At 50.7% G+C, this 26,408-nt stretch carries 33 protein-coding genes; 2 read left to right on the top strand and 31 right to left on the bottom strand.

Annotation, left to right across the window (positions count from 1 at the left end):
- From ACOTZF_RS13840 to ACOTZF_RS13765, 16 genes are all read right to left on the bottom strand, one after another.
- Nucleotides 1-1,662: a terminase large subunit gene (locus ACOTZF_RS13840; RefSeq protein ID WP_421636112.1), complete on the bottom strand. Its 1,662-nt coding sequence runs from the start codon at nt 1,660-1,662 to the stop codon at nt 1-3.
- Nucleotides 1,646-2,002, bottom strand: coding sequence for a phage terminase small subunit P27 family (locus ACOTZF_RS13835; protein ID WP_000113647.1), 357 nt, complete (start codon nt 2,000-2,002; stop codon nt 1,646-1,648). Before ACOTZF_RS13835 ends, ACOTZF_RS13840 begins: the two co-directional genes overlap by 17 nt.
- 130 nt (nt 2,003-2,132) lie before the next feature.
- Nucleotides 2,133-2,285, bottom strand: a complete 153-nt coding sequence (locus ACOTZF_RS13830) for a hypothetical protein (RefSeq protein WP_187808990.1) — start codon at nt 2,283-2,285, stop codon at nt 2,133-2,135.
- Nucleotides 2,278-2,721, bottom strand: coding sequence for an HNH endonuclease signature motif containing protein (locus ACOTZF_RS13825; protein ID WP_421636111.1), 444 nt, complete (start codon nt 2,719-2,721; stop codon nt 2,278-2,280). The genes ACOTZF_RS13830 and ACOTZF_RS13825 overlap by 8 nt, the downstream gene beginning before the upstream one ends.
- Nucleotides 2,721-3,014, bottom strand: coding sequence for a head-tail connector protein (locus ACOTZF_RS13820; RefSeq protein WP_421636110.1), 294 nt, complete (start codon nt 3,012-3,014; stop codon nt 2,721-2,723). The genes ACOTZF_RS13825 and ACOTZF_RS13820 overlap by 1 nt, the downstream gene beginning before the upstream one ends.
- Nucleotides 3,007-3,330 (bottom strand): phage head closure protein, encoded by a 324-nt coding sequence (locus tag ACOTZF_RS13815; RefSeq protein ID WP_234006851.1) that lies wholly within the window; start codon nt 3,328-3,330, stop codon nt 3,007-3,009. Before ACOTZF_RS13815 ends, ACOTZF_RS13820 begins: the two co-directional genes overlap by 8 nt.
- A gap of 11 nt (nt 3,331-3,341) precedes the next feature.
- Nucleotides 3,342-4,574: a phage portal protein gene (locus ACOTZF_RS13810; RefSeq protein WP_421636109.1), complete on the bottom strand. Its 1,233-nt coding sequence runs from the start codon at nt 4,572-4,574 to the stop codon at nt 3,342-3,344.
- 1 nt (nt 4,575) lies between these two features.
- Nucleotides 4,576-5,136 carry an HK97 family phage prohead protease gene (locus ACOTZF_RS13805; protein WP_421636108.1) on the bottom strand — a complete coding sequence of 187 codons (561 nt, stop codon included), beginning with the start codon at nt 5,134-5,136 and terminating at the stop codon, nt 4,576-4,578.
- 51 nt (nt 5,137-5,187) lie between these two features.
- The gene (locus tag ACOTZF_RS13800) at nt 5,188-6,360 is read right to left on the bottom strand and encodes a phage major capsid protein (protein WP_047716806.1); all 1,173 of its coding nucleotides are present in this window, start codon (nt 6,358-6,360) and stop codon (nt 5,188-5,190) included.
- A 231-nt stretch (nt 6,361-6,591) separates the two neighbouring features.
- On the bottom strand, nt 6,592-6,888 hold the full coding sequence (locus ACOTZF_RS13795) for a hypothetical protein (protein ID WP_124040458.1): 297 nt from the start codon (nt 6,886-6,888) through the stop codon (nt 6,592-6,594).
- 342 nt (nt 6,889-7,230) lie between these two features.
- Entirely contained in the window at nt 7,231-9,363 is a 2,133-nt protein-coding gene (locus tag ACOTZF_RS13790) for a DUF927 domain-containing protein (protein ID WP_421636107.1), read from the bottom strand.
- Entirely contained in the window at nt 9,363-9,728 is a 366-nt protein-coding gene (locus ACOTZF_RS13785; RefSeq protein WP_421636106.1) for a hypothetical protein, read from the bottom strand. The genes ACOTZF_RS13790 and ACOTZF_RS13785 overlap by 1 nt, the downstream gene beginning before the upstream one ends.
- A complete protein-coding gene (locus ACOTZF_RS13780) occupies nt 9,725-10,093 on the bottom strand; it encodes a hypothetical protein (RefSeq protein ID WP_047716810.1) in 369 nt (122 codons plus the stop codon). The genes ACOTZF_RS13785 and ACOTZF_RS13780 overlap by 4 nt, the downstream gene beginning before the upstream one ends.
- Entirely contained in the window at nt 10,086-10,403 is a 318-nt protein-coding gene (locus ACOTZF_RS13775) for a hypothetical protein (protein WP_421636105.1), read from the bottom strand. The genes ACOTZF_RS13780 and ACOTZF_RS13775 overlap by 8 nt, the downstream gene beginning before the upstream one ends.
- Nucleotides 10,396-10,584, bottom strand: a complete 189-nt coding sequence (locus ACOTZF_RS13770; protein WP_047716814.1) for a hypothetical protein — start codon at nt 10,582-10,584, stop codon at nt 10,396-10,398. The genes ACOTZF_RS13775 and ACOTZF_RS13770 overlap by 8 nt, the downstream gene beginning before the upstream one ends.
- Entirely contained in the window at nt 10,577-10,777 is a 201-nt protein-coding gene (locus ACOTZF_RS13765) for a host cell division inhibitor Icd-like protein (RefSeq protein ID WP_047716815.1), read from the bottom strand. Before ACOTZF_RS13765 ends, ACOTZF_RS13770 begins: the two co-directional genes overlap by 8 nt.
- Before the next feature lie 196 nt (nt 10,778-10,973).
- Here ACOTZF_RS13765 and ACOTZF_RS13760 point away from each other — a divergent pair, with 196 nt between their 5' ends.
- On the top strand, nt 10,974-11,159 hold the full coding sequence (locus ACOTZF_RS13760) for a YlcI/YnfO family protein (protein ID WP_047716817.1): 186 nt from the start codon (nt 10,974-10,976) through the stop codon (nt 11,157-11,159).
- A 126-nt stretch (nt 11,160-11,285) separates the two neighbouring features.
- Here ACOTZF_RS13760 and ACOTZF_RS13755 read toward each other — a convergent pair whose 3' ends face one another.
- The 14 genes from ACOTZF_RS13755 to ACOTZF_RS13690 all read right to left on the bottom strand — a co-directional run bounded on the left by ACOTZF_RS13755 (nt 11,286) and on the right by ACOTZF_RS13690 (nt 25,861).
- Nucleotides 11,286-12,047: an antA/AntB antirepressor family protein gene (locus ACOTZF_RS13755; RefSeq protein ID WP_421636104.1), complete on the bottom strand. Its 762-nt coding sequence runs from the start codon at nt 12,045-12,047 to the stop codon at nt 11,286-11,288.
- Between the two features lie 8 nt (nt 12,048-12,055).
- On the bottom strand, nt 12,056-12,277 hold the full coding sequence (locus ACOTZF_RS13750) for a helix-turn-helix domain-containing protein (RefSeq protein ID WP_421636103.1): 222 nt from the start codon (nt 12,275-12,277) through the stop codon (nt 12,056-12,058).
- 129 nt (nt 12,278-12,406) lie between these two features.
- Nucleotides 12,407-13,240, bottom strand: coding sequence for a hypothetical protein (locus ACOTZF_RS13745; protein WP_421636102.1), 834 nt, complete (start codon nt 13,238-13,240; stop codon nt 12,407-12,409).
- A complete protein-coding gene (locus tag ACOTZF_RS13740; RefSeq protein WP_047716821.1) occupies nt 13,233-14,657 on the bottom strand; it encodes an integrase family protein in 1,425 nt (474 codons plus the stop codon). Before ACOTZF_RS13740 ends, ACOTZF_RS13745 begins: the two co-directional genes overlap by 8 nt.
- Nucleotides 14,658-15,010: 353 nt before the next feature.
- Entirely contained in the window at nt 15,011-15,694 is a 684-nt protein-coding gene (locus ACOTZF_RS13735; RefSeq protein WP_013098813.1) for an outer membrane protein, read from the bottom strand.
- Between the two features lie 137 nt (nt 15,695-15,831).
- The gene (locus tag ACOTZF_RS13730) at nt 15,832-17,946 is read right to left on the bottom strand and encodes a fimbria/pilus outer membrane usher protein (protein WP_230210018.1); all 2,115 of its coding nucleotides are present in this window, start codon (nt 17,944-17,946) and stop codon (nt 15,832-15,834) included.
- A gap of 63 nt (nt 17,947-18,009) precedes the next feature.
- Nucleotides 18,010-18,438 carry a DUF1090 domain-containing protein gene (locus ACOTZF_RS13725; protein WP_013098815.1) on the bottom strand — a complete coding sequence of 143 codons (429 nt, stop codon included), beginning with the start codon at nt 18,436-18,438 and terminating at the stop codon, nt 18,010-18,012.
- A gap of 62 nt (nt 18,439-18,500) precedes the next feature.
- Nucleotides 18,501-21,689: an ATP-binding protein gene (locus ACOTZF_RS13720; protein WP_129251570.1), complete on the bottom strand. Its 3,189-nt coding sequence runs from the start codon at nt 21,687-21,689 to the stop codon at nt 18,501-18,503.
- Entirely contained in the window at nt 21,686-22,315 is a 630-nt protein-coding gene (locus ACOTZF_RS13715; protein ID WP_095427885.1) for a response regulator transcription factor, read from the bottom strand. Before ACOTZF_RS13715 ends, ACOTZF_RS13720 begins: the two co-directional genes overlap by 4 nt.
- A gap of 222 nt (nt 22,316-22,537) precedes the next feature.
- The gene (locus ACOTZF_RS13710) at nt 22,538-22,897 is read right to left on the bottom strand and encodes a DUF6911 family protein (protein WP_223232826.1); all 360 of its coding nucleotides are present in this window, start codon (nt 22,895-22,897) and stop codon (nt 22,538-22,540) included.
- Between the two features lie 356 nt (nt 22,898-23,253).
- Entirely contained in the window at nt 23,254-23,931 is a 678-nt protein-coding gene (locus ACOTZF_RS13705) for a hypothetical protein (protein WP_129251571.1), read from the bottom strand.
- A 732-nt stretch (nt 23,932-24,663) separates the two neighbouring features.
- Nucleotides 24,664-24,930, bottom strand: coding sequence for a hypothetical protein (locus ACOTZF_RS13700; RefSeq protein ID WP_421636101.1), 267 nt, complete (start codon nt 24,928-24,930; stop codon nt 24,664-24,666).
- Nucleotides 24,927-25,175: a DUF4258 domain-containing protein gene (locus ACOTZF_RS13695; protein ID WP_072052087.1), complete on the bottom strand. Its 249-nt coding sequence runs from the start codon at nt 25,173-25,175 to the stop codon at nt 24,927-24,929. Before ACOTZF_RS13695 ends, ACOTZF_RS13700 begins: the two co-directional genes overlap by 4 nt.
- A 161-nt stretch (nt 25,176-25,336) precedes the next feature.
- Nucleotides 25,337-25,861, bottom strand: coding sequence for a hypothetical protein (locus ACOTZF_RS13690; RefSeq protein ID WP_129251573.1), 525 nt, complete (start codon nt 25,859-25,861; stop codon nt 25,337-25,339).
- A gap of 195 nt (nt 25,862-26,056) precedes the next feature.
- On the opposite strand from ACOTZF_RS13690, the gene ACOTZF_RS13685 reads away from it, so the two are divergent.
- Entirely contained in the window at nt 26,057-26,143 is an 87-nt protein-coding gene (locus ACOTZF_RS13685) for a SymE family type I addiction module toxin (RefSeq protein WP_072052086.1), read from the top strand.
- A gap of 42 nt (nt 26,144-26,185) precedes the next feature.
- Here the strand turns inward: ACOTZF_RS13685 and ACOTZF_RS13680 are convergent, their stop codons facing one another.
- Nucleotides 26,186-26,407, bottom strand: a complete 222-nt coding sequence (locus ACOTZF_RS13680; RefSeq protein ID WP_023619976.1) for a hypothetical protein — start codon at nt 26,405-26,407, stop codon at nt 26,186-26,188.
- Between the last annotated feature and the right edge of the window lies 1 nt (nt 26,408).

The raw sequence follows: 26,408 nt of genomic DNA, 5'->3' as shown, positions 1-26,408 counted from the left end.
TCAGATACCGTTAAATGTCGCCAGCCGCTGTTTGTGGCTGTCGCTCATGTCGAAAGCAAAATCCTCATACTCAGCCTGGAAGGTACCGAACGCCATCAGCGCCGAGACTGCCGGGTCTATCTTGTTGGAGGATTTTTTCTTATTGGGCTTGATGTTGGCGTTAGCGTCTGACTCCATCACCACGTTACCAATCGCCCAGGCCAGAACTGGATCGCCCCGATGGCGCACCACTTTACGGTTAACGAACACCTCAAAGGATTTCGCCACTGGACTGAATTTAAGATAGGTTTGCGGGAACGGCTCCACATCGAGGCCCGCCCCCTGCAGCTGAGTACGCAGATGCGTGGCGTTCCACGTATCAAAGCCCACCAGCCTGATATTGAAGGTTTCAGCGTCGCGCAGAATATCGTCACGGATGCGGTCATAGTCGATACAGTCGCCGGGCGTGGTGCGTATCCAGCCCGCTTTCACCCACTGGCGGTAGATGGCGCGGTTTTTGTTGGCGACGTTAAGCAGCTGCGCTTCCGGCAGATAATGGCGGGTCAGCAGGCGGATCTCCCTGTCGAACGGGAAAGCGTAACTCACGCTGGTAATGTCGCTGGTAGAGGATAGGTCAAATCCGGCGTAGCACTCCATTCCGGTCAGATCGTCTTCGGTATAGTCGAGCGCACAGGCATCCCATGCGCCGGCACCCATCCATGGCGTGGAGCCCTGACACCAGATATTGAAACGTTTGGTCAGCATTTCCACCCACTGCGACGGTATGCCCCGCGCTTTCTGAATCGTGGATTCCAGTTTCGCTGCGTCAACGGATACATGCAGATTAGGGTTAGCCTTGATCCACATTTCCGGCTGTTCAACCTCGCTTTCGTCGTCCAGCTCGTAGATCAGGACAAACAGAGAATCGTTGCTCTCTTCCCCGGCCAGAATCTGGCAGCAGTAGTCGTAATGCTGTTTACAGGCGGAGACAACGTTACTTCCGGCGGTAGTGATGGCGAACAGAACCGCCTCCGGACGTGCACCCATGCCCAGCTCAAGTGCGGAATAAACACCGTTATCCGGGTGAAGGTGGTATTCATCGACAATCGCCAGGCTGGGGTTGGTTCCCTCAATGGTTGCCGCTTTCGCCGCCAGCGGCTTTAACAGGCTGTTGCTCTTCGGGAAAATGACCTTGTGGGCCTGAATATTGACGCGCTTTTTCAGCGGCTTTGACAGCAGGCACATCTGGCGGGCATCGTCGAATACAATACGGGCCTGATCCCGGCTCACCGCCGCCGTGTAAATATCCTGCTGGCCCCTCTCCATCACCAGAAACCAGTTGGCCAGCATGGCGGCTACGGTGGATTTGGCATTCTTGCGCGGCACTTCAATAAAGGCGCTGCTGTACTTGCGGCGGCCTGATTCCCTGACCTTAAAGCCCAGCAGGTTAGCAAAGGCGAACTGCTGCCACGGCTCCAGATCGATAGGCTGACCGCGCAACGGGCCTTTGACGTGAGGACAGAGCCGGGAGAACGCAATAAACCGCTCTACGGTCGCCGTATCGAACTCATAACGGGGGTCATTCAGGTCTGAAAAGTACCTTTCCACGGCCTGTTTTACGCGCTTACAGGCCGGAATTTCGCCCGTTTTTATCGCATTTGCGTACTCATTCCAGACGGTCAAGCTCGTCTTCCTCTTCGGTTTCTACCGGGTTACGGCGGCGGCTTACCGGATCAAAGCCCAGCAGCGACGACATTTTAATCATGATTTTTTCAGCGTCGGCCTTTGCGCTCAGTGCCGGATTTCGGCTCTCGCCGCCCTGGCTGTTAACAATGCTGAATCCACGGCTGGCAAGGTCTTCCACTGCTTTGCGGTACATCGAATAGTTGACGCAAAAAAGCTCAAGGTTGTTCCAGTCGGCGGGAGTCAGATCCCCGCGTTCGGCCAGTTGCTTTGCCTTCGCTTTCCACTGCTGCGCGGCTAACTCATCAAGGTAGGCTGGCGGTTTGGGTGGTCTTGCCATAAAAATTTCTCGTTTCCATCGCGTTTTATTTTCAAAAAAATCACCGTGCGTAAAAATTTGAGGGGGCAGGCGGTGCCTTGCAGCAGGGGCTTTGTCTTTAAAACCTCCCCCACCCCGTCCATGCGGCCTGTCAGCGGTTGCGGAAGCATTCCATCACCTCCCGCTCACGCTCGCTCCTGCGCTTCACTGGCTGGCGCTCATCGCGTGTGGTGCGCCCCTTCATGAAGCCATCACGGCATCGCATCAATGATCGATACAGATTCACCACGTCTTTCTCATTCATTGCGGGCCTCATACATCCACTTATTGCGCTCTGCTGCACTCTCTTCCTGCTCGCGGTACAGCCCTGCTTTACGCTTCGCTTTGGTAGTTGGGTCTTGCTGTGTGGTCTTCTGGTTATGATGCGCCTGGCATAACGGCTGATGATTCCACTCAGGCCAGAACAGAACATCATCACCGCCGTTGATAGGAATGATGTGATCGACAATCTTTGCGGGAACGTAGAGGCCCAGCTTCTGACACTCAACGCACAGCGGATAGCGCTTAAGGTACTGAGCGCGGTACTTCTCCCATGAGACTGAGTAACCACGGGCGCGGCGGTGGCCGCGCCTGGCATCCTCTGCCCGCCACGCTTCTCGCTTATGCTCGTCACACTTGCCGGACTTAACACGCTTATTACATCCCGGCTCGGTGCACCGGCGCATTGGCTGCCACGGCATCAGTACACCCCCACATCACGGTAGACAGACCACAAAGCAGAGACAGCCATCGGTATCTCTTTGGCATCGGTTTCACCAATCATCGTGCGGTACTCATACAGCTGAGAAACGTACATCAGACAGCCGATCTTGATAGCAGGGGTGAACTCCAGACCGTTATCAAATCGCTTGCCGATATGCTTCTGGCAGACCTCTATCGCCGCAGCTATGTACGCCTGAATGAGCGCATCTTCATAATCATCATCAATACGGCAGTGCAGCTTTGCTTCTGCCAGGGTGATCAGATCAACCATTAAAAATCCCTCCCTTACAGAGCAACTCAAGCCGGGTATGGTCTTTGTCGGGAATAACAGCATCAACCGAATAGGCCATTCCGCGGGCATTGGGTGAGCGCCACAGAAGGCGAAAACCGGCCAGGATGTCGGGGCGGTAACGGATCCAGATGCGGGTGGTGATTTGGTTCATGATCGCGCCGGATGCAATTATCTCTTTACCACTCACGTCAGCGATATCAGCCCATACCGTACACAGGTCTTTCCATTCTTTAATTACCTGGCCTGATGGCGACTGTCTGGATACATAGTTCTGCACCGTCACCCGGCGTTTCATACTTCCCGCTCTCACTGTTCTTCCCCCTTATCGCTACTGATTTTCACTTCCTGCTTCCATGCCTGGCTGAACTCGTCACCACCTTCACGCGGTGGCATCCCCTCACGCTCGCGGGCTTCGTTCGGGTTCATAATCCCGTTCTTGATGCCGCGCTCATAAGTGGCGTAACGGTCGGTTGGCGTAGCACGGAGAAGATCAGCAGAGTCAAACTCCACCTGATAGCGGGTTCCCGGAACGGGGGAGGCCACCAGCAGCGAAGATTTGATTTGTTGTTCGAAGTTTGCCAGCCACGGGCGCATTGTCATGGTGAGAAAGGCGCGGCTCGCTTCGCTGAAATTGCTGTAGGTGCTGTTGCTGTATTCCTGCAGGAAGATGGGCGACACGTTGAACATGCGTGCAATGTCTTCGATGGTGAATCGACGGGAGGCCAGCCATTCAGCATCCTGATTGCTCATTCCCAACTGCTGGAAGTCCATTCCGCCCTCTAAAATAGGCGTCTTCCCGGCATTCTTAGCGCCTTTGTAGCGCTCAAGCGCATCCATCGCCTTTTTGCCTTTGATATCGTCAAACCATTCGCTTGTTTTTACGACTGAAGAGGCCATAAGGCCATTTTTCATCACACTGGATCCGTGGCGCTGCTGGGCCAGACCTAACCCCAGAGCTTCACGGCAGATGGTGATCGGCGAGCGCCCCAGAAAGCCATCATCGGTGGAGTAACGCAGGTGCAGAATCTCTTCCTGCAGGTAGGTGCGCACAGCACCGGTAAACGGCTCAGTAACGGTGTATTTGTACTTATGCTGGCCGATACGCTCAGGAACAACCGCCCCCGGCGCATACGGATGCAGGGATTGCGGCTGGCCGTCACGGCCCCACTGGATCACCGCATAGGCGTTACCGTTCAGCAGGCAGTGGCGCATCATCGTGCGTTTAAACTGGTAAGGCGTCTGGCAGTCGTTCGGCTGCTCGTTAAGGAGAAAATCCACCGGGTGATTGCTCAGCCATTCTCGCGCCTCACGACCATTATCATTACGGACGCGGTAGAGATAGCAGGGCATTGTTGCTACCGCCTCACTGATAACTGATACGGCGTTCATGACCGCCGGCAGAGATTCCGCAGTACCCGCAGACACATACTCGCCTGATCCGGTATTTGGAATCCCTGCCATCGCCAGAAATTCATCAATGGTCATGCTGCGCTGCTCAGAGGGTTCAGACTTACGGCCAAACGGCCAGATATTCCACATATCAGAGCCCCGCTAATTCAGCCCAGCGGCGACGGTTATCGCCAGCGCGGCGCAGTTCAGGATGTTGGGAGAAAAGCGAACGATGCGCGATTTCCACGCCAGACTCAGGATAAGCAGGCATAGAGGTAACGGTAATCTCCCGCAGTTCAGCAGCGGTAACAGTGCGCAGATATGGAGACTGAGCAATATCCCACGCCTCTTTCAGCGCCCGGAAACCAAAGCTCATGCCGGAGATATCCCCGCGCTCCACCAGCTCCAGCACATCGTTGCCAAGCTGGGTATTCGGCGGGGTCAGCTCAAAGCGCAGTCCGGTATCGTCTTCGGACAGCACCAGCGTGCCGGATTTAGTGCGGCCCAGCAGCTGGGTATAGTTATGCTCGTACAGCGCACGCACATCGCTACCGGATGCCAGGCTGTCTTTAAACGCACCCGGCGCAAACTGCTCGCGGAACTCGTCCCAGATCACTTCTGAAAGACTGTTCCAGCGCACCGCATAGCCCACCAGCTTTTTGTTGCTGGCGCTCACTTCGGTAGTGCGGATTTCAAAATCGATAGTTTTCATTACTGGACTCCACAAAGGCTGAAAAGGGGCTAAAGCCCCTCGTTAACTGGATCAGGAACCTGAGCCAGCGATTTCCAGCACTTTGATTGCGTTGGAGTCCACTACGCCGCCACCGACATATTTATCGGTGTTCACCTTGTAGAAGCCCGGCTCCGTGATGTTGTCCGGGCGGGTACGCACGCCGGTAGTGTGATCCACAACGTAGTAACCGCGCTTGAAGTCACCCACGGCCAGCACCGGCTCACCGGCTGCAGCGTCAGACAGATTTTCGAGGTAGTACACCGGACGGCCCAGCAGAGTGTCAGGGGAACCCGCTACCAGACGGTCGCGCCAGATGTAATCACCGTTGCCGTTCTTCAGCTTCTGCAGTGCTGCTGCGGAGCCTGAGTTCATCACCCACACCGCATTTTTGCGATACTTGGACTTCAGCTTAAACAGCAGATCGATAAGCTCATCAGCGGTCGGCGCAGCACCGGCAGTGACCATTTTTTCCAGCGTGCCGAACGGACGGGTTTTATCGCCGGTTGCTGCACGCGGATAGCTCAGGAAGCCTTTAGCCTTCTTCACGCCATCGCCGCTGACAAAATCTTCATCTTCAGTGGCGGTGAACGTGTCAGAGATTTCAGAGGTGAGCCAGCCCAGAATATCCACCTCGGAGAAGTCGAGAATCTCCTGGGTGGTTTTCGGATAGGCATAGATGGTATTCAGCTTGATTTCGACTTCTTCCAGCTTCGGCGTGGCCGTTTCGGTACGCTTGTCACCTTCAGAGGCGTGATTCACTGCGGCACCGCCAACAGACACAAGTTTTTTGTACTCATTGGATTTGGTGGTGCGCACCGTGGCGATCTGACGCATAACGCTGTCGTCCTGCATCTGGCGCATTACTTCTTTGTCCAGCTCAGGGATAACGGTATAGCCACCATCAGCGCCAACGGCGGTGGAGAGTGCGCGGCGTTCACCGGTCAGGATATAGGTGCGGAGCTCGTCGTTGGTGACGCTTTTACCGGTCATTGATGTGCCAGGCAGATTACGCTCTTCTTCCTGCACGGCTTCAAGGCGGCTGATTTCAATTTCCAGCGCATCTGCCTGAGCGCGCAGCTCATCGAATTTTTTGCCTTCCTCATCGGTCAGGCTACGTTTCTCACCATCAGCAGTGGTGATCATTGAGCGCATTTCGTTTTTGAGGGCGGTTTTCTGCTGACGCAGTTCAAACAGTTTTTTCATGAATGGTTTCTCGTGACAATGAAAGTTGAGACGTGAAACCAGCTCGGGAAGGGAGGCCGTTAAACCTTTTGCTGAATCTCTCAGGCTGTACTCGCTACAGCTTGATTTAACGGCCAGTGGCGGCTCACGTCTGAGTGCCACTCTTCAAGATATACATGAAAAATATAAAGAAAACCCCCATCAGAGACAGGGGTAAGAATGAGTAAGCATGAGTATAAATAATTTACAAAATTATTCCTTAGCGCAATCCAGAGCATCATCAAGCAGCTCTCGCTTTGCTTTAAGTTCCTCGATAAGGATATTCAACTGCTCTTTACTCGCGGCCATAACATCACCAGAGAATTGGTGACGCAGAAATCCATTGTGATCCACAAAAAAGTAAGCCTCTCGCTTCACCAGTTCCCGGTATTCACTAAGCGGCATAAGCTGCAAATCTGTTTTGCTGTCTGGAACCCCAAACATATCTTTATGCTCAACCAGTTTCTGGATCAGCACCTTCGAATAAACAAGGTCGTCACTGCTTTTCATATTCATAACACCCTCTATTTTTTGTGTATAGAAACAAAACTATGTTGGTTCAGTTGGTTCAGTTGGTTCAAGGTGTAAATAGCATTGTTTTATAAGGATTATTTTCAGATAGGTGAACCAACAAAGCCCCTATTTGAACCAACATTGGGCATTTTCATGTTGGTTCAGTCCATGAGGTTCTAAAATGTTGGTTCAAATTGCCCGTTTGTTGGTTCAAAACTGCTATTTGTTAGTTCAGTGTTGGTTCATTTTTTTGACATTAAAACCATATAAAACAGCCATATGAACACAACCAAAAGAAACTGAACCAACTGAACCAACAAAATAAACCCTCACGTGTAATTATTCTTCTGCTCCCTCCTGCTGGTACTGAATGACGTAAACGTTAATCTGTCTCCCATCAATACGCGGTGATTTACGCTGGTATCCCCTGCCGCTTGCAGGTGGTGTCAACATTCCAGATTCAGCCAGGACTCTTGCGAACTGCTTCGCATTGAATCCCTGCGCCATCTCCTTTTCGAACGCAGAAGGGAAGGTATAAAACACCATTGGCGAATCATCATGCTTGCCCCTTTCGCGGTAGCCAGCCATATCGCGTATAGGCATATCTGACGGACAGTATGGCAGCGGAGCATAGCGGCTCAGACCATGCGCGTTCAGAAAGGCCTCGCACTGCTCAATGATCTGCTGGTGTTCTTTGTTACCTGTTCCGAACTCTTTTACCCAGGCATTGAAGCTATGCTGGATTGCATCCCGGCTGGCTTGCTCGCTCCAGCCAGTGATCGGAGAACCAGTTACTAGCGCAGCCTCAAGAATGGCGAAGCGTTCAGCCACACGGTGTACCTGCTCACCATAATCAGCCGGAATAAGACTGCGCCAGCGAGTCTGGGCATCCCGCACGGCCTGTTTAGCCTCCTGCTGGTGGGTTGCCAGCCATTTGACCCACTCGCGCCCTGCTGCACCGTGGTTATCAATCCATGCCTCTTTCAGTGCATCGGCGTGGGCCTTTCCGTTAGGCAGCCCATTAAAGTTCGTGGATTTCTCCATAGGGATATTCAGCAAGCGCACCAACTGCCCAGCCTTTACCCTAATTCCACCAGCAGCCAGGAATGTTTCAATATCCATCTCTCCTGTGCTGATCGCCACAGTGCGCCAGCGCTTTAACTCACGGTTGCCGCCCTCTTTAGCCCCTTGCAGCTTTCCAGCCCCGTTAAACAAGGTGTAAGCAGAAGTGGCAACATCTTTGGCACTACTTCCCTGCCCTACCTCATCAAGTGGTAACAGGCTGTCATTATGCGCTTCTGCCTCGTTGGCGATACCAAGCGCAGTACCGTACCAGGTCAACCGCAGAGCGTCGGGCTCTCCCCACAGGCTACTCGCAATATTGGCGGTGGTGGTCTTACCGGCACTCGACTGCTCAAACAAATGGACACCGAAACCATCAGCCCCCACCAGCCCGATAAGCGGTGCAGATAATGCCGCAGCCACACCAAGCATCATCGATGGATTACCCTCGGCCAGATATGCCACTGAATCCCGCCAGCTCTCAGCAGTACCGGCAACGGCATAACCGGAAGATGCCGCGCTACGACCGTTGAAGAGAATAGGCATTTCTGGATCACCGATCACTTCACCATCTGGCATGATGTATGCGCCGTGATGCCAGCCGGTGGTATGGCTGATGATCCATTCCTTCCCTGCACCACATTGCTGTAGCCAGTCGGCAAGAATTGCCCGGAATGTACTTTTAGTCGTTACGTTTACCCCACCAGCTTTAAGAGAACGCCAGCCGTCACGTTCACCGATATCAGCACATGGTATCGCCCTGGTAATATCTTCATGGCCACGTGGCGAACGCCAGCGTAAAACTAGATAGCGCTCGGCCCCGTCACTACCGGAACCCACCACCTCAAGCGGCGAACACAGCCATGTTTCGTTATTGATGATTTCGCCGCTGTCCTTATCCACCTTTGGCGTGATCCAGTACAGGCCATCGTTACGGCTCTCAACACGGGGTTTGAGTTCATCACCCGGTTCAGGCTTCGGTTCCCGTTTTCTCACGGGTAGATTCACCACAATACTTTCCCCGCGCTCAACCTGTTCCCTAAGCCGTGGGAGTATGTCCGTCCAGTTCTCTTTTGGCAGAGGCTCAAACATTCCATTAAACAAACGTGCCTCTTTCACATCAGACAGCGCCAGTTTGGTAGCTATGGTGCTTACCTGTGTTTCTGAAAGCTCACCAGCGCGGATCACACGGACGCAGCGGCGACCTTGATCAATGATATTTAGTCTTTCAAGCTCCTCCAGCTGCTTTTTACCCAGATACACGGGCGGTACATCATCCCCCGCCCTTTTCCCCTCGCTCTCTATCCAGTGCTGCGCGTGCGAATACGCATCATCACCCGCAAAAATAATCGCCTCAGTAAATTTATCCTTTGGCAGACACTTAATGTTCGGGGCGTTTTTCATCTTCATCAGTGCAGCACCTTATTGGAAATCTCCGCTTCCAAGTCTTCATGCAGGTATTCAAGGTGGCAGCTTTTCACTATCTGCAACCCCATTTCGCTAATATCGCCATCGTCGGTAAAGCAGGTCAGCAGAATATCGCGCAACCGGGTTAAGCCCTCACCCTGGCCAAATTCTTCTACACAACCGAAGATCATGAATTTCGCCAGCACGTTATAAGTGGCTACTGGTTCCAGCGTGAAGCGATAGCGGGCCATATACTTATCACTTTCCACCAGCAGTGTTGCCGAACCGGTTTCCACTATCTGATGAGCAATAACGGTTTCGGTCAGTTTGCGGAACAATGGCCCCAGCACTTCAAAAATATCGGTCATTGTGGGATACCTCCGCTCATCTGAAATTTGCCAAGTAATGGGTGATACCAGTACGCCGATCCATATTTGCGCTTAGCGCTGCGCAGAACCTGCCTCGCCACCTCTCTGAATTTGCTATCAGGCGCGATAAAGCCACCAGCTTTCATTCTGACCAGCATCACGCCCGTGTTTTTTGCCAGCTCTTCGGCTTTTTTGGTCGATATGCCGAACTCAGCCGCCAGCGTGGCGACGGAAATCATACCTGGAGGGATATCCCCTCCCTGGCTTTCTCTAAGTGTGCGTACCTGCTGTTCTAACTCCAACACACGGTTCACCAGTAAATCGACACGGTTTTCCAGCTCGCTAAACTTCACCTGATTAATCATGGTTTCCCTCCCGCTTTTTACGCTGGCCGCGCTCATAATCAGCTGCATCACTGCTCTGATTAAGCGCCTGTGCCATTCTTGGGAGGTGACGCAGCGCATGGCTTACCAAAATCAAGTCACGGCGGGCATCTTCATCTGAATAATCTTCTGCATTGGTTGCGTCGAAAGCCAGATTGCCAATCAGCGTGAGCGCACTATTAATGGCAAATGCCCAGGAAGCGTACAAATCGCTGGATTCAGCCAGGGCCTCATCAGTGAAATTTTTAAAATCAGGGGCACTTTTCGCCAACTGATGATAGATATCACGCATTTTTACCCCCTTTCGAACCTTGCTCGACCATGGTTGCGGCCAAGTTGTCAGAGACACGCCTTGCCAAGCTGATCAGATTTTCACGGCCAACAGGATCGACTTCGCACTCTTCAACAACCATTAGCAAAGCAGCCAGCTCGCAAGCGAGAGAGGTAATAGGTTGGCTCGACATATTACGCATGGCACACCTCCGATACTGGCAGGCGTGCTGCAAAAGAAAGAATGAAATGGGGGGCCAGAATGAGACGGGCCTCACGTTCTGTTGCCGCCTCAACAGACAGACGGCAGGGCTTGGCTTTTTTGTCATGGCGGTTAAGTGCCAAAAAACGCCATGTAAATTTTTTCTCAGTTTGGTTATGCTGTAATTCAGCCATGATCGTTACCTCTGATAACGGTTTGTGGTCAGAGGCCCGTTGGTGTTGGTAGCACCTTCGGGCTTCGCTGTTTTTGCTCGTAAGCAAAATCCAAGTGTCGGACACATGGTATTTACAGGTGTCGGACACGTCAAGTGTTGCCATAGCCTTTTTTTCGTATATTATTGTCGGACACCTAATATCAAGGACTTGAGTAATGGCAACCAAATCTATTAACGCAAAATCCAAAAGATTCGATGTTCGTGTCCCACACCAAATAGCTGAAAATGTAGAGATATTAAAAATTGATGGTGAAAGCACAGGGCAGTTTGTTATTACTGCCCTGGAAAATGAGATCAAACGCCGTTTACGCAAGCAAGCCAAAGAAGAACCTAAAACTTGATCAAAAAAAGCTGGCTTAAAAGTGCGCAGGCTACCTTTTTGACCACCAGCTTTAACCCTGGTATTCTGTCCATGCTGAATTATTTGGTAGTGACATTGGCGGCCCTGCATGGCCGCTTTTGTTTTATTATGCGTCTGCACCTGGCACCTCCGGCAATATCCCACCTGCTATCAACTTTTTCGTTAACCACAGCTCTCCTTTCCCAGAAAGCATTGTCGTAAATGAGGCTCTTATTTCACCGTTCGTTTCATATGTGCCCTGGCGAACGGCAAAATATCCACTATCGATATAACGCTGCATTGGAAGGTTATGGCGCTGGCCACCAGTGATGAGTATTCCCTGCTGACGCATCCACTCAAAAAGCTTCAGCGGACCAACACCTACCGCTTTGGCATAGTTAGGGATTGATATACCTTTGCTGATATCAGCAACGCGATCAGCAAAATCTACCTTAGGCGCAACGACCATGAATTTGGTTTGCAGTTTTATGGCTTTTTCAGCCATATCAGCAGCAAGGCGTAGCGCTTCAGGTAGTGATTCTGGTATTACGGATTTAGTTTTTGCCTGGCGTTCGCAGTCGATGAAATATCGCCTAACCTCTCGCCCTTTATCATTACGTTCTACCATCGCCAGTTCTTTACCCATATCAATGGTGATCAGGTAATCAACTGATGGGCGGCCACCAAGTGGGTTTTCGCCAGAACTGGCGTAAACCAGATAATCAACATTTTCAGCAAACCCATACTGGTTAATGCGACCTTTTATCCAGTTTGTGAAATCCCGTCTCACATCTAGAAAAGAGTGAAGGCGCTTCGCGCTCACAAGTGAAACTGGTTGCCCGTTGATACTTCCCGCTTTAACCGGGACAAGCTCAGGTAATTTTCCCATGCTGATCCTCAGGCTGTTTGCGTGCGGCGGGTTGATGCCAGATAGCTATCAAGATCTGACCTCATGTAAATAACCTTGCGCCCAACCTTATGGTGCGGGATTCCCACTTTTCCGGTGTGAGCCCAATTGGCAAGGGTTTGAGTGTTAACTCCAAGGTAGGCCGCAGCTTCGGCTCGGGTTAAGCGCTCCAGCTGGGCAGAGGAAGTAATTAAACGCATATATATCACCATGTATTTCTGCTTAACAGTGGTGATACTTTATTGTTGATATATATACTTGGGGAGAAAGTGAAACCAGATATGGACACTTATATCTGGTTCACTCCTTAGGTTACAAGTTAAGAGGGTGTAAAACGAGATTTACCCCTCCACTGATACGATTAACTCATAATTTCTATTTTTTGGTTTAACAGATGGATTCAACCCAGAATCTTTTAACCATTTCTCTACTGTCCCAGCCACTGGCACGTCTTTCCATGATTTTCTCAAATGTGCAGAGATATCTTCTGAAAGCCCCGCAAGGCTAGCATTTGGATATTTTACCCATGTATCGGAAGCAATTTTTAAGGCCGTAGCATGGTGCCTATTTGTTTTACCCTTTTTAGCTAAACTTCTATCCTCGCTGATTATCTTTTTCTTCTTATAAATATCCATAGCCTTGCTATTGTGGGCATTCTCTACCATGGAATTAAATAAAACCATCAGGTCATTTCTCAAATCCAAACACCCAATAAGGTCGGCAATGATTGCAGCCTTCACGATAGTTGAGGAATTTTCCCCATAGATACCATGTAGTACAGCATTAACATGCTCTTTTTCTTTGAAGGATGACTGCAGTTCTCTGGCATGATTAAGTATTTTATCAGCCTGTTCCAGAGGTAAGGCGTTCATTCGTTCTGCATTTTCCCAATATTCTTTGCTTGCAGACTCAAAAAGATCATTCATCTCATTAAAAACGCCTTCCTCATCTTTCAATAGAGAACTGGCTAATGCCTCTGCATCATCATCACTCATGATGTTTTCAACTGGCGTTACAGTTGCATAATTGTATTTTTTTAAAATTTCACGCTCAAAATCTTTATTTCCATCCATAATAGCCTGATAAAGAGACAGTTTGTCATCTTGGCTCATTTTATCAGTAGCCTCAATAAATGATTTATTGATTTGCTCAGAGAGTTCAATTTGTCTATTCATTTTCAGAAACCTTAATATTTTTGGATAAATCAAAAATGAGTCGGCGTTTTTCTTCTTCGCTCAGACCTTCAAGAGCAATTAATAACTTCGCATCCAGAGATTTTTTACTCTCAATGATCCCGGCGTGTTCGAGTATTGCCCTTTCTATTCTTGAAGCTGGCTCCATCAGCTCATCAGCACTGAAATGCAGATAGCCCTGGGTAACATCAGCGCTTCTCATCGTTCGGTGGTTGAGCAGGCGTTTCAGGATATAATTACCAACCCCCACCAGCTCAGCCACGGTGCCGAAGGTTCGGCGGCCGTCATGCCATTTGAAAGGGATGGGTTTTAGCAGGTCTGGGTTTGGGTCTGGCACGGTGGCAGCACTTATGCGATCGATAATGTGCCTGTACTCTTTAATGACACCTTTATCACCAGGAAAAACCAATAATCCATCTGCCGCTTTCATCTTGGCTCGGCGGCGAAATAATTTCAGTAGAGTTTCAGTAATGGGGAGTTCAAGCGGATCACCGTTCTTTGTGGTATCAATCCAAAAATATCGGCCTCCAAGATTAACTCTATCCCAGCTAAGCTCTAAAATTTCAGACTTACGCAGTCCGGTAAAAATTGCCATTTCCACAGCATCACAAACCGCCGCTGCTATATCATCGCGCCCCTGTTCGGCAAAATCTCGCACGGACGATAAGGCGTTAAACCACCTGCCAAGCTCATTGGTGCGGATACGTTCAGTCTTCCTCACAGTACCATGCCATTTGCGCTTTGTGCTCAGTACCATTGTAGGCGGGTCCGGAAGTAGCGTTTTCCCTTCATCGTCACGGTAATGATCGTGCGCGAAGCGGTATATGGCACGAAGCACCCTAGCCCAGAGATCGGCCTGTGCTTTACTGCCGGTTCCGACCCCTGCGCGGAGCGTTGATTTATCAGCACCAAACCACACGGAACCATCAGTAACTGCTTTGTGTCTGCTTTCCACCCGTTCACGGCTGATAGAGGCGATTGGTTGTTTCATCCAGTCACCAGAGAAATTTTGCAGGATGGAACGATACTGTTTTGCTGTATCGGTGCTTAACCGTTCATCACGGCTTTTGATATAGGTGTCCAGCGCATCATTAAGCGTAACCAAAGCCTTCTCATTGATGCGCTTTTCGACGTTAGGGTTTCTGCCTGTAGTTGCTACGTCTCCCAGCAGTTCGAGAGCCTTTGCCCTGGCATTATCAATAGTAAGATCGGGAAATCTGCCTAAAGTGGCCCGTATAAATTTGCCATTACGTTTTCTGGAGATACAAAAGCTCTTCGCGCCACTTATCCCCACCCGGAGTCGTAATCCGTTAACAACGGTATCACCATACTCCACCTGGCCACGTTCTGCAGGGGGCAGGCTTTCGAGTTTTGCTTTCGTGAACTTGAATGTTTCCACAAACACTCCATACCAAGCGATCAGGGTATCCTGATAATCGCTTGTTTTGCTCTAGGATACCTATAGGATACCGCAAACGAGTATTTTAGAGTATTTCTGGTTATTTATACAGTAAATTAAAAGGCATTAAGCAACTGAAAATTATAGATAAGTATTTTTAGGTAAGAAGTTGCGCCCTAACTCATAATCGCTTGGTCGCTGGTTCAAGACCAGCAGGGGCCACCAAATTTTAGCTTTAGAATCATATAATTAAGCTACTCATATGAGTGGCTTTTTTGTTTGCGCAATAAAAAAGCCAACCCCGCACTCCCACGGTGTTGGCCCTGTTTTAAAGCAGTGACGGTCACAACAGGTTAAAACACGTAACGCATACCCAGCGTAAATTCGTTAGAGACAATATGCGCTTTCATCTGCTCGTCTTTTAAGCCGCGCGCGTTAGTGAAATTGTTATATCCGCTTTCGATCTTGCCCATATCGATATAGCGATAGCCCAGATCGACATACAGACGCTCAACCGGCGTGTAGCTTACGCCCGCTCCTAACGCGTAGGTCAGGTTGCTTTGGGTGGTCGAGGCGTATTCACGTCCGGCGTTACCCTGCCAGCCGCCCGCTTTGATCTTGCTCACGCCAAGCCCTGCGGTTCCGTAAACAGAGACACCATAGCCGAGTTCATAATCGCGGTAGACATTCAGCATCAGACGTTCAGTTTCGGTCTGCAGGTGGTTAAAGCTGTTCGCGAATGTGCTGGAGCCGCTGGTGTACTCCGTTTTTTGTTTAAAGGTGTATTCACCTTCGGTACGCCAGCCGTTACCGAACTGGTAACCTGCGGCAATCGCCGCGCCGCCAAAATGCTCTTTCTCTTTACCGCCCACAAACTGCCCGACACCCGGACGCGCGCTGGTATCCATCTCTTTCGCACGCTGTTCAATCTGCAGGTATTTTGCCGAACCGTAATACCCTTCTTCCGTATTTGCTGCCAGAACGGTAGCCGGGATCATCGCCACAGGCAGGGCGATTAAAATTGCTTTCATCTTCATCTACACTCCATTGAAAAACAGTCAGTGAGACGAATCATAAGCAGTCCCGAAAGGGCAAACTATTAGGATGAATACGCGTTTTACCTGGTAATTTTACGTAGGGATTTGTCTCGCTTTTTGTCCTGTTTATTTTTATTTCAATCGGTTACCGGTTGGGGAAAACGCAGCAGGACAATCGCGCCATCGGTGGGCACCGATTCCAGTTCCGTCACATCCAGCGCGGTGTTTTCCGGCAAGCTGAGGCTATCGACCGTAATGCGGTTCACTCGCCATGGCGTTAAGTAACTCACCAGCAGCTCACCTCTGGCATTGGTTGTGGAGCCAAACTGGTTATAGAAGCCAATGCCAGGCGAGTCCGGCACGTCCACCAGCGCAGCGGTGCTGCCGAGCTGTTGGCCAAGCGTCACGCCGCCTGCGTGTACCAGAATGCTGCCGCTGGTGTCGGCATGATAATCACGGCGCGTTCCCCCGCGTACCATACTGAGGTTCAGCTCGCCCGCGTTGTACTGATAGCCCAGGCTCGCAGACAACTCATCATTGCGGTGTACGGTATGCGTCGCCTGCAGATCGTAACGCAGGCTGTAATCACTCAACGCCGAACCGTACACATTCACTCCATGACTATCTTCCCCCCGGCTGGCGAGCTCGGTGATATAGCCGACATTACTCGTCGTCCCCCAAAGGGATAAAGGCACACTGATGTTGATACCCACGGTGGTTTCATCCGGATTTTTACCGTAGCGTTCATAACCGCCGTACAGGCTGACATCCACGTTCTGTAAGGTCGCATCCAGGCTCAGCGTCATCCCCATGCTGCCTGCGTCAGGTTCACGTGACTTCAACCCGTGCCACGACAGGCTCAGGCTGGCGTCCTCGCCAAGATTCTGGTTAAGCTCCAGCTGCCCGCGCAGCGCCCGCCGGGTGACGTCATCGTCCCAGCCGTATCTCAGCAGCTCCGCCCGCGTGATTTTTTCTTCCAGCGACCGGTAATGTTCATTACGTGGATACCACTGGAGCTGAGCGGTGAGGCTGGTTTCGGTTGTAAAGAACGCTTTGGCATAGCGCAGACGCCACACCTTGCCCCGTTGCGTCTCCGCCTCTTGCGTATAGCGAGCCGCGCTGACATCTGCGGAAAACGCTCCCCACCGCCCGAGGTTAGCGCCAAAACCCGCGACCTGGCTGAAATAGTGCTCCCCTTGCTGCAGCCCGGCAAACACGGTGACTTGCGGGGCAACTCCCCACGAGAACGTACTCTGCCAGAAGCGATCCTTGTCCCTGTCGATACCGTGAAAAGGCTTATACCGACCGGCGGCCAGTTCGTAGCTAAAGAGCCCGTGATGCACCAGATTGGGCATGCTGGAATAAGGCAGCAGGCGGGTACGCTCCGTACCGTCGCTCTCCTGCACCGTCAGTTCCAGGTTGCCGTCCGGGTCCGGCGGATAAAAATCGCGAATGGTAAACGGCCCGGGCGGGACGTGAATACGGTAAACACGTACCCCGTTCTGGTGAATGGTGACTTCCGCCTCTGTGCGGGCATAGCCGTTGATCCACGGGGAATAGGGTCGCCAGCTATCAGGGTACATCGCCTCGTCACTGGCGAGCGATGCACCGCAAAACGCAAGGCTGTCGAACATATTTGAAGAGGTATTGCCGTCGCCCAGCGTCACACGCGAACGCAGCGGCGTGATGCTGCGCCAGAGCGACATCGCATTGGTGTACGAACCGTGTTGTCCCTCTTTTTCACGCCAGAAGGTGTTTTGATAACGCAAACGCCAGGGGCCCACATTAAGGCCATTGTCCAGGCTCAGCGTGGCGTCAGTACCGGAACGCTCCCAGTCATACTGCGCCTGGCTGTTATCCGCATCCAGACGGTAGTTGATAAACAGCGCGTTGATGCCATCATCCCAGCGGCTGGTGCTGACGCCGTTCTGCTGCGGGCTAATGGCGTCTGTCGGGAACAGAAGCGTCAGCAGTTGCGCCTGCGGGCGATACCAGTATTTGAGGTTAAACTGCTCTGCAGACTGTGGTGTCAGGCACCCTTTGGCATCCCAGACCAGACGCGCAAGCACCGCGTCACGTACGCCCCACTCCTCCATCAGCGGCTGGCTAAGGCAAGGCCCTGAGTCAGACACCTCAAACGAAATCGCCCCTTTATAGAGGTTATTGAGGATCACCCACGTCTTTTGGCTGGCCGCACGACTTTCTGCCACGGCGAACAGCAGCATAAAACAGAGAAGATGGAGTCGCATCATGATGGCAGGCAGCGCAAAAAGGTGAGGAGGCTCACGCCTCCTCACCTGTTTTACAAAAAAGCGTTATTTCTGCAGGGAGGCAAGCGCGGCGCGTGCGCGGCTCAGCTCTTGCTGAATGCTGCTCAGATCGCTCTGTTTTTCAGCCAGTTTGCGCTGGTATTTCGCCACTTTCTTGCTGTCGCCTTTGGCTTTCGCTTCACGCAGATCGGCCTGAACCTCGGCAATATCTTCGCGCTTCTCGGCCAGTTTCTTCTCCAGCTTCTTCACCTCTTTTTGCGCGTCAGCCTGTACGCTTGCCGGGGTGCAGTGCGCTTTCACTTCAGCCAGCGCTTTTTTCAGGCCGTTGACCTTGTAGGTATTACCGTACTGCTGGGCGATACGGATCTCTTTTTCCAGTGCCGCGGCTTTGGCAGAGCAGCTTTCTGCCGCCTGGGCGGAGGTGAACATACCAACAGAGGCAATAACGGCCAGGGCGGATACGAGTTTTTTCATCGGGATATCTCCTTTATATGTGAACGTCCTCGAATAAAAGAGTACCCCGGCGGACGGGAAGCTTACGCTGTACGCCCGTCCTCATTCTGCTGTAGGACGGTCTCGCCCGGTTGTAGTCCCGTCTCGCGCCAGCGCTGTAATGCAGCCCTTAATGCCTGAATCTCCTCCTCAAGCTGACAGATGCCGCCGCTGTCGGCAGCCTGCTCCTGCTCCAGACAGCGCGCCTCAAGCGCCGTCATACCGAGCAGTTGAATACCGCCCCGCAGTCGGTGCAGCGCGTCCTTCAAGGGTGTACCGGGGTCCTTTCGCCACAGCGCAATATCGCCCAGCGTCTCCTCCAGCACGGTTATCTGCAAATCCAGAAACGTTGCCAGATGCTCACCGTCCAGCAGTGCTGGGGGGAGCGTGATGGAATATGGCGAAGCAACCGGCGATTTACCGGAGGGGGCCAGAGGGGCAAGCAGATTTTCCAGCGCAACCAGCGTGACCGGCTTGAAGATACAGTCGCGCATGCCTGCTTCCCGCGCCTCATCCCGCACGGATTCACGCGCGTCCGCCGTCATGCCAAACACCGTGACACTGGGGTAATGTTCATTGATGATGCGCGACAGGGCATAGCCACTCATCTCGGGCATGTTGCAGTCGGTGATCACCGCGTCCGGCTGTCGGATTGCCAGGCTCTCAAGCAGCTTTGCCGGGCTGTCGTGCTGGGTGACCGCATGCCCCAGCCACTCAAGCTGCTGGGTAAGTAGCATCCGCCCGACCGGATTATCGTCTACCACCATGATGGTCAAGGCTGCGCGTTTGCCGGGTGGCACACAAGCTTTAATCTCTTTCTCTGGCAGTGCGGCCATGACGGGCAGCCTGAGCGTCACCGTGACCGTTGTCCCCTCACCCGGCACGCTATTCAGTGTAAGATCCCCGTCCATCATGTCCGCGAGCTGGCGGCAAATATAGAGCCCCAGCCCGCTGCCCTGTGCCCGGGTACGGCTCTCACCCTGACTAAAAGGCTGGAACAGACGCTGTTGCGTCGCAGCATCAATCCCCTCGCCGGTGTCTGCTATTGTCAGCTCCAGCAGCATAAACTCGCCGTTCTGCCATTGCGGCTGCGCCCGCAGCATCACCTGACCGTGGTCGGTGAATTTAATGGCGTTACCCAGCAGGTTGGTGACGATCTGACGAAAACGCATCACATCGATCAATACGTCCCCTTTCAGGGCGGTATCCATTTCCAGCAGCAGCTTCAATGATTTCTGCGCCGCCAGCCCCTCAAACTGCGACACCGTTCCTTCAATCAGGTTTCGAAGCGAGGCGCGCTCCGGGCGGAGCACCAGACGGCCGGACGCAATACGCTCCACATCCAGGATATTCCCGATAAGCAGCAACAGCGATTGCGCCGCGTCCCAGGCGACCCGTATCGACTGCGGGTTGTGCGGGGCATGGTCGGGACGTTTCATCACCAGCTCCAGCATGCCGATAATGGCGCTGACGGGCGTGCGAATTTCATGGCTCATGGTCGCCAGAAAGGCGCTTTTTCCCCGACGGGCTCGCTCTGCGCGCTGTTTCGCCGCACGCAGCGTCTGAATGAGCTTGCGGATGCGCGCCTGTTGGATGCGCCGCCGACGGTAGATCCATCCTGCCACCAGCGCCAGCAAGGCCAGACCGGCGGCGGTGAACGTCACCAACCACGTTATCGACAGCGCCGACGTCGACACAGAGGCAAACGCATTGCCCGTATTGCTGCCGCGCGTCAGAGCGTGGAGATCTTCCGGCGGGATGTTGATCAGCGCTTTATTCAGAATGGTGATCAGAGGCCAGGCCTGCCGCGATGCGCCAAAGGCAAAGCGCAACGGTTCGGCATCGATGCTCGCAAGAATTTTCAGTGAGGCAAATTCTTTGCGGGTGAGCTGGGCGTTGGCAATGATCAGCGGCACCACCATCATGTCGTTTTTATCCTTCACCACGCTGTTAAAACCCTGCCACCAGGTATCGACCTTCGCCGTCTGGCCGCTGTTTTGTCGGCCAAGCCAGTCATCAGGCGCTTCACCGCGCAGGCTCACCACACGGGGCTGAAGCGCCTCCTTCCCCGGGAGCGCACGTCCAACCATAACCCAGGAGTTATACAACCAGGTTCGGGTGGTGAGGAGATCCGCCTGCCAGATCCCCTCCTGCGTGACGCCTGCAATCAACTCGGCCTCTCCGCGATTAATGGCCCTGAAGGCGGCGGCCTGGCTGGGATAACGGCGGATTTCAAAGGTAAACCCGGTACGCAGGCGAAGCGCGGTCAGCAGATCCGCCAGGATGCCGCGCAGCTGCCCGCGCTCGTTGAAAAAGGCAATGGGGGCGTTATCCTGCGCCACCGCGACGCGGATCCGGGAATGTTCTTTGATCCATTTATGTTCGAGCGAGGTGTAACGCGGTGGCTCTTCGCTCAGGGAGAGCGGGATCCCCCCGCTCCAGCGACGGTGGATCTCCACGCCCGCGTTCTCCGGCAGCGCCGTCAGCATCTTGTTGAGGATCGCGATCCAGACCGCCATCTTTGGCATCGCGGCGAACGAGAATCCCGACGCCTCGAACGTGTCCGCCACCGGACGAATACTGAGATTGCTTAAATTGGACTGACTCGCCAGATAGCGCGCGGTGATCGCATCGCTGAAGAACAGATCGATTTCGCGAAACGCCAGCGCCTCCAGCGCATGCCGCGTGGAGGAGAAATTCACAATGTCAGCCCCCGGATAACGGGCCAGCACGTCACTGCTGCTGTAGACAGGCGAAACGGCGATCCTTTTCACCGGCTCATCGGGCGAGGCATCGGTATTCACCACTTCAACCGGGATGTTGTCGCTGTAGGGCACACTCAGCATCAGCCCCTGTTGTTGCTGGCTATCCCCTGCCTGAGGCATAAAATCCGCCTTGCCTGCCCGCAATGCTGACAAGGCATCGTCATAGGTGGGATAACGCACCACCTCGATCTCCACGCCAAGGTTTTCTGCCACCAGCCCGGTGAAATCCGCATTGATACCACCGTAATCATTCAGCCCGGTGGTGATGTCGTAAGGGGGCATCATCGGCTCCCAGACCGCCAGACGGATTTTGCGGTGTTCGCGCACCCAGCGCCATTCGCTACCGCTGAGTCCCGGCTCGATCACCTTTTCATGGCTACGCGCCAGCAGGCGAAGGGATTCCCCCGGTTGCGCGGCGCACACGGTAAAGGCAATACAAAAAAACAGGATAAAGGTAACGGCTCTCACGTCTCTGGCTCTGAAGTGTCAATAAGATCTAAAAGTTGTTCAAAATGCGCAAAGCCGCTTTTTTTCATCATTCGCGCCTTATAGGTGCTGATGGTTTTGTTGCTGAGCGCCAGCCGGTCGGCAATCTCCTTGTTGCTTTTGCCCTGCTTCAGATAGTTCAGCACCGCGATTTCACGATCGGAGAAACTCGCCAGCAGCGCCCGGGTATCATGTTGTATTTCAGTAGCCTCGACGATTTTCGTGAACGTCTCTTCCGGGAAACAGTGATAGCCGTCCAGCAGCAGCTGGCAAACCGGCTCGACGCGCTCCAGCGCCAGGCTTTTATTGATAAACCCGCTCGCCCCGGCCTTCAGCGTGCGCAGTGCGTAGATCCCCGCAGGCTGGTTGGTATAAACCAGCACCCTGAGCGCAGGGAAGTGGTGCTTGATACGCGGGAGAAGATCCAGCCCGTCAGCGTTTTTGAGTTCCAGATCGAGGATCAGCAGCGACGGCTGTTCCCGATGCAGCAGCGCCAGCAGGTTCTCGCCGGAGGATGTCGTCACGATAAAATCCGGATTTTTTTCCAGCAGCACCTTGAGCGCAAAGCAGATTGCCGGATGGTCATCCACAAGCAGTATTTTTGTCATTGGTGTTTATTCTTTCCTGAGGCATTAACGGCTCCATTACACGCTATACACCATAGCCTACCACGTGTTGAATCAGGACAAGGTTTGTCTGGTTTGAGAATAATTCAGAAAAAATACGAAATACACGACCACAACCTACTTTTCATTAGGCATAATGATTTAAATAAATGGGTTTGGAATTTAAATGCCGGATATAACAGGTTGTTTTAATGCAGCAAAACGCTAAACCTGTCCTGTGATGAAAAAGGTTCTGGAAACCTCAGTCACAAACTCGAAATCACTTGTCAGGCCATGAGAATGACTCAGAAAAACAGGCGGAACAGAACTTTCTTTCCTTCCAAAACAAGCAGTTTGGATGCTTTGTATTTTTGTTTTATCATCCTTACCCTCAATTAATGAGAGCAGGAAATGCATACCATCCGAATGGATGCTGAGCGTTTTTTGATTATCAACATCTACAATATTAACGCTTCCCGTATTCGTCCTGAGCTGATGAAGCGCATCGTAAACATCTGACCATAAGGGGAAGTCCTTTTTACTTAAACCTGTATTTGCGCAAAACAGGGAAAGCTTCATTTTCATCGTTTGTCCTTTAACAATGTTGTTTGCTACGTATTTTAACATGGAAGATGAACAATCCAGAGCAGGATAAAGTGATGTCGCTGGCAAATTACACATTTTAGGAATTTTATGGTAAACCGGGCATAGGGGGCGGGGTAATCAGAATGACAACTGCTAACAAGCCCGGCAACGTGTAATGAGAGTAAATGTAACAATTGATATAGGATTTCCAGCACGGAGGTAGGGATCATTCAATGATATTGTTCAAAAATATTTTCCGAAGCTACTTCGCCATTCCCATAATTATTTTTATCAAAAGCTAATTTTCATACAGATAACATCCCGGTTTTAAAACCGGGACTGTTTTTATACAAATGCTATTTCTTCAGCAAGCGCGGGAGATGATTATTTAATTCCATGATACACGCATCCATATATTTTTGGGTTTCAATCGTCACCTTCTTATAATTATCACGTTCCCATTCTGACAGATTTGCTTCCACAGGAACGGGGGAACATTCAGCTACAGTATACGCGGAAAACATATTCCCACCCTCAGGTTTCTTATAGAAAAGCACCTTATATTTCAACTGATAAACGGGAGTGGTTGCTGTGGCATCTTTAAAAATCAATGCCCAGGTAGCATGTCCAATATTGAGTTGTTCTTTATAAACATAACCGCTGGATTGGGAGTCCATCCACTTACTGATACTTTTCTTTGCACCTTGAGTGAGGTAGGTATCAGTAGGATTTTTGATCGACTCGATGACTTCCCCTTTATAATTTTCTTTATCAAAACTGCTGGGTTTTATATTTCCGGTCAACACAGACAAAACGGCCAACCCTTTTCCTACAGCGTTATGAGTCGGAGTAACTACGCGTAGTGAATTATCTGCGATACGATTATTGTTAAGATCTGCCTGTGCTGACACAGTCATAATCTCAATTGAACTACCATTGGAAGAGGTTACTGTTTCAGGCTTTATTTTGCTGGCACAACCCGTTAGCGTTACAACGAATAGTAAAGTAGTTACTGTGAATGTTGTTACTTTCATTTTCTTTTCTTGAGATAAAATAATGAAGGAGAATATCCTTCTACTTGCTTACGCTTACCGCTCTTTCGTACTTAGTTCAGGCCTAATTCGGCGTTCCCCTGCAAACTGCAATATCCACTGCCGTTAAATTTCGGCAATCTGTGAGTGATCCAGAGCAGATACGGGAATTTCGAGTAAAGCCTAATAGTTTAAAAAAGAAGATCCCGACATACAGGCCGGGAGCTTCCTGGTTACCACCATTTAGGATAGTCGCTAAATGCTTCATATATAGTGCGCGTTGATTCTTCAGTTAGTTTTTCCTTTCCCTGGAAGGATGTAACATTTCCCTCCAAATCCTCTTTGGCGCATGACCATTCTAGCCAGCCTTGAGAAGAAAATACCCGCAACTCAAAAAAATGGTTCATATCTTTAAGTATTGCTACATCACCCCTTTTCATATTATCGATAAACCTGTCAAACTCCTGACATTATATCCAGAACTGAGAGTTTACCTCGCAGCTATAGCAAAATTTCCTTACCCGAATAGTTACACTAAACTTCATGGAGGGAATATTCCCGTCAAGCTCCATTACGTCAAGAGTAATATTTATAGGGCTATTAATTTCTATATCCATTTAATGTAAACCCAAGTATCGACATGAATGATTGTTAGCAACTCGCCAGCAGCGGGCATTGTATGTAAACGTAACTACTGATAAAGCTCCCACCTCGACATTCGGGAGCTTTCATTTTTTAGTGTACTTTTGGCAAATAAAATAACTTTTCGACAACTCTACGCTCTAAATCACTATTTCCATTCAGGCACATATAATCAGAAGCAACCCAATGTAGATAGTGAAAAATGTCTTCGATTTCTTTTCCCACATATAACATATCACAGATAGACTGCACATATGCATCATATTCATCATCGGCCTCAATGAGGTCGCTGATACCTAAAGGATCCCACTCATGTAATAAAACAGCCTTAACTTGGTCATATAAAAAGCGATCATTCATTTTGTCGGTGCTCCTGGAATTACTGTTACAACATCGCCTGTATTAGAGTTAATAATTACCCGCAGATTGTTTGTTGCATCGTAGTACCCCATAGTTCCAGACTTTGTTGAATAAGTATTCCCTGTCTTAATAGTATTTTCTACTGCTGAAGGCGGAACACCGCGCCCTTGCATACGATCAACTGTATGAGCTGAATATTTTCGCTCTCCAATTGCTGCTGGCGAGTTAGAACCTTTGGTATTCATGGGATTACCATTTCTACCAGTAGGATTGTAAGCACCTCTGGATCCTCCACCTTCAATCAGCGGGTTATCACGACAATCCCAAGGGGTTTCCGCACACATCACGCTCTTTAGAGAATTATTCTCAATAAAGAGTCATTTTTGCGGCCTGTGAATGTGGGATATTATTTCAAAGTATTTCTTAAGCCGAGATAAATATCCAACAACCTTTTAACATTCTCTTCATCGACAGCTTGATTCGTGTAATCAAAAATAAAATAGTGAGCATTATAATGATTCATTAAGAATAATTTCCGACTATTTTTTACACTATACTCAACTTCATATATATTTTTACCAAATAATGAAACATTATCTTCAATAGTAAACTTTACTTTCTGCGTTACATCTTTTGGCTCCCACGTCAAAAAGCCCTCATACAAATCAATCCATGTCTGAACATTGTCTTTTGTCACGTAACCAAAGTGGCTTTCGACGTTTCCACCATTATAAATAACCATCGATGCATATTTACCCTCATCTTGCAAACGCAGGATGGCATCTACACCTCCTTTCCATTTTGGCATACTGACAACTTCAACTTCCACCCCTGTTTTATATTGTATCCACTCGTAAAACAGACCAGGCTTTCCTGGTGATGAGCATCCAACGGTCATAAATATAAACAATGTAATCAACAGTTTTTTCATAAAGTTTAATATCCTTATTTTTAGTGTTCAGGCGAACCATTTTGGGTTTAGTACCCACTATCAGTAATGGCTAAAGCAATCCTCAGTCGTAAAAGCACAGACATTCTCCTTGTTTTTCATTTACCCTTTGATGTTAAAGAGCATACTCTTGCATTACCACCTGTTATTCCAGCAATTTATCTTAAGCCTCATTAGTTGGAAGAGACAGGGTTCAGCACCGACACGCCGGTCACGGTCAGCGTGGAGCAGGAACGACTGGTGATCGAGCCGGTTAAGGGCTGACGGGTAAAAAGAAGATCCCGCTACTAAAGGCGGGATCTTCTTTTACTGATTTAACAATTTTCTCTTAGCCTCATTTAACGCATTCTGAAGCCAGTCAAAGTTTACTGAATTAATATTAGATGCAAATTCAACCTTTAGATCATCCACACCATTTTCTTGTTGTAAAAGAGCAATAAACTCGTCATTCAGATAAATCTCAGCTATTAGATTCTCATAATCGACATCACTCGCAATTACTATTTTTAAACGATCTTTACTATTCATA

It is taken from the genome of Enterobacter cloacae complex sp. SHL021 (assembly GCF_049237765.1).
In the GTDB taxonomy this organism is placed as follows: domain Bacteria; phylum Pseudomonadota; class Gammaproteobacteria; order Enterobacterales; family Enterobacteriaceae; genus Enterobacter; species Enterobacter cloacae.
Note: the sequence above shows the minus strand (reverse complement) of the source record. Positions and strands in the feature narration are given on the sequence as shown.

Excerpts from the sequence above, each read along its gene's own strand:
- ACOTZF_RS13835 (WP_000113647.1), bottom strand. The coding sequence starts at position 2,002 with ATGGCAAGACCACCCAAACCGCCAGCCTACCTTGATGAGTTAGCCGCG.
- ACOTZF_RS13830 (WP_187808990.1), bottom strand. The coding sequence starts at position 2,285 with ATGAATGAGAAAGACGTGGTGAATCTGTATCGATCATTGATGCGATGC.
- ACOTZF_RS13825 (WP_421636111.1), bottom strand. The coding sequence starts at position 2,721 with ATGCCGTGGCAGCCAATGCGCCGGTGCACCGAGCCGGGATGTAATAAG.
- ACOTZF_RS13820 (WP_421636110.1), bottom strand. The coding sequence starts at position 3,014 with ATGGTTGATCTGATCACCCTGGCAGAAGCAAAGCTGCACTGCCGTATT.
- ACOTZF_RS13815 (WP_234006851.1), bottom strand. The coding sequence starts at position 3,330 with ATGAAACGCCGGGTGACGGTGCAGAACTATGTATCCAGACAGTCGCCA.
- ACOTZF_RS13810 (WP_421636109.1), bottom strand. The coding sequence starts at position 4,574 with ATGTGGAATATCTGGCCGTTTGGCCGTAAGTCTGAACCCTCTGAGCAG.
- ACOTZF_RS13805 (WP_421636108.1), bottom strand. The coding sequence starts at position 5,136 with ATGAAAACTATCGATTTTGAAATCCGCACTACCGAAGTGAGCGCCAGC.
- ACOTZF_RS13800 (WP_047716806.1), bottom strand. The coding sequence starts at position 6,360 with ATGAAAAAACTGTTTGAACTGCGTCAGCAGAAAACCGCCCTCAAAAAC.
- ACOTZF_RS13795 (WP_124040458.1), bottom strand. The coding sequence starts at position 6,888 with ATGAAAAGCAGTGACGACCTTGTTTATTCGAAGGTGCTGATCCAGAAA.
- ACOTZF_RS13790 (WP_421636107.1), bottom strand. The coding sequence starts at position 9,363 with ATGAAGATGAAAAACGCCCCGAACATTAAGTGTCTGCCAAAGGATAAA.
- ACOTZF_RS13785 (WP_421636106.1), bottom strand. The coding sequence starts at position 9,728 with ATGACCGATATTTTTGAAGTGCTGGGGCCATTGTTCCGCAAACTGACC.
- ACOTZF_RS13780 (WP_047716810.1), bottom strand. The coding sequence starts at position 10,093 with ATGATTAATCAGGTGAAGTTTAGCGAGCTGGAAAACCGTGTCGATTTA.
- ACOTZF_RS13775 (WP_421636105.1), bottom strand. The coding sequence starts at position 10,403 with ATGCGTGATATCTATCATCAGTTGGCGAAAAGTGCCCCTGATTTTAAA.
- ACOTZF_RS13770 (WP_047716814.1), bottom strand. The coding sequence starts at position 10,584 with ATGCGTAATATGTCGAGCCAACCTATTACCTCTCTCGCTTGCGAGCTG.
- ACOTZF_RS13765 (WP_047716815.1), bottom strand. The coding sequence starts at position 10,777 with ATGGCTGAATTACAGCATAACCAAACTGAGAAAAAATTTACATGGCGT.
- ACOTZF_RS13760 (WP_047716817.1), top strand. The coding sequence starts at position 10,974 with ATGGCAACCAAATCTATTAACGCAAAATCCAAAAGATTCGATGTTCGT.
- ACOTZF_RS13755 (WP_421636104.1), bottom strand. The coding sequence starts at position 12,047 with ATGGGAAAATTACCTGAGCTTGTCCCGGTTAAAGCGGGAAGTATCAAC.
- ACOTZF_RS13750 (WP_421636103.1), bottom strand. The coding sequence starts at position 12,277 with ATGGTGATATATATGCGTTTAATTACTTCCTCTGCCCAGCTGGAGCGC.
- ACOTZF_RS13745 (WP_421636102.1), bottom strand. The coding sequence starts at position 13,240 with ATGAATAGACAAATTGAACTCTCTGAGCAAATCAATAAATCATTTATT.
- ACOTZF_RS13735 (WP_013098813.1), bottom strand. The coding sequence starts at position 15,694 with ATGAAGATGAAAGCAATTTTAATCGCCCTGCCTGTGGCGATGATCCCG.
- ACOTZF_RS13730 (WP_230210018.1), bottom strand. The coding sequence starts at position 17,946 with ATGATGCGACTCCATCTTCTCTGTTTTATGCTGCTGTTCGCCGTGGCA.
- ACOTZF_RS13725 (WP_013098815.1), bottom strand. The coding sequence starts at position 18,438 with ATGAAAAAACTCGTATCCGCCCTGGCCGTTATTGCCTCTGTTGGTATG.
- ACOTZF_RS13715 (WP_095427885.1), bottom strand. The coding sequence starts at position 22,315 with ATGACAAAAATACTGCTTGTGGATGACCATCCGGCAATCTGCTTTGCG.
- ACOTZF_RS13710 (WP_223232826.1), bottom strand. The coding sequence starts at position 22,897 with ATGAAAATGAAGCTTTCCCTGTTTTGCGCAAATACAGGTTTAAGTAAA.
- ACOTZF_RS13705 (WP_129251571.1), bottom strand. The coding sequence starts at position 23,931 with ATGAAAGTAACAACATTCACAGTAACTACTTTACTATTCGTTGTAACG.
- ACOTZF_RS13700 (WP_421636101.1), bottom strand. The coding sequence starts at position 24,930 with ATGAATGATCGCTTTTTATATGACCAAGTTAAGGCTGTTTTATTACAT.
- ACOTZF_RS13695 (WP_072052087.1), bottom strand. The coding sequence starts at position 25,175 with ATGAATACCAAAGGTTCTAACTCGCCAGCAGCAATTGGAGAGCGAAAA.
- ACOTZF_RS13690 (WP_129251573.1), bottom strand. The coding sequence starts at position 25,861 with ATGAAAAAACTGTTGATTACATTGTTTATATTTATGACCGTTGGATGC.
- ACOTZF_RS13680 (WP_023619976.1), bottom strand. The coding sequence starts at position 26,407 with ATGAATAGTAAAGATCGTTTAAAAATAGTAATTGCGAGTGATGTCGAT.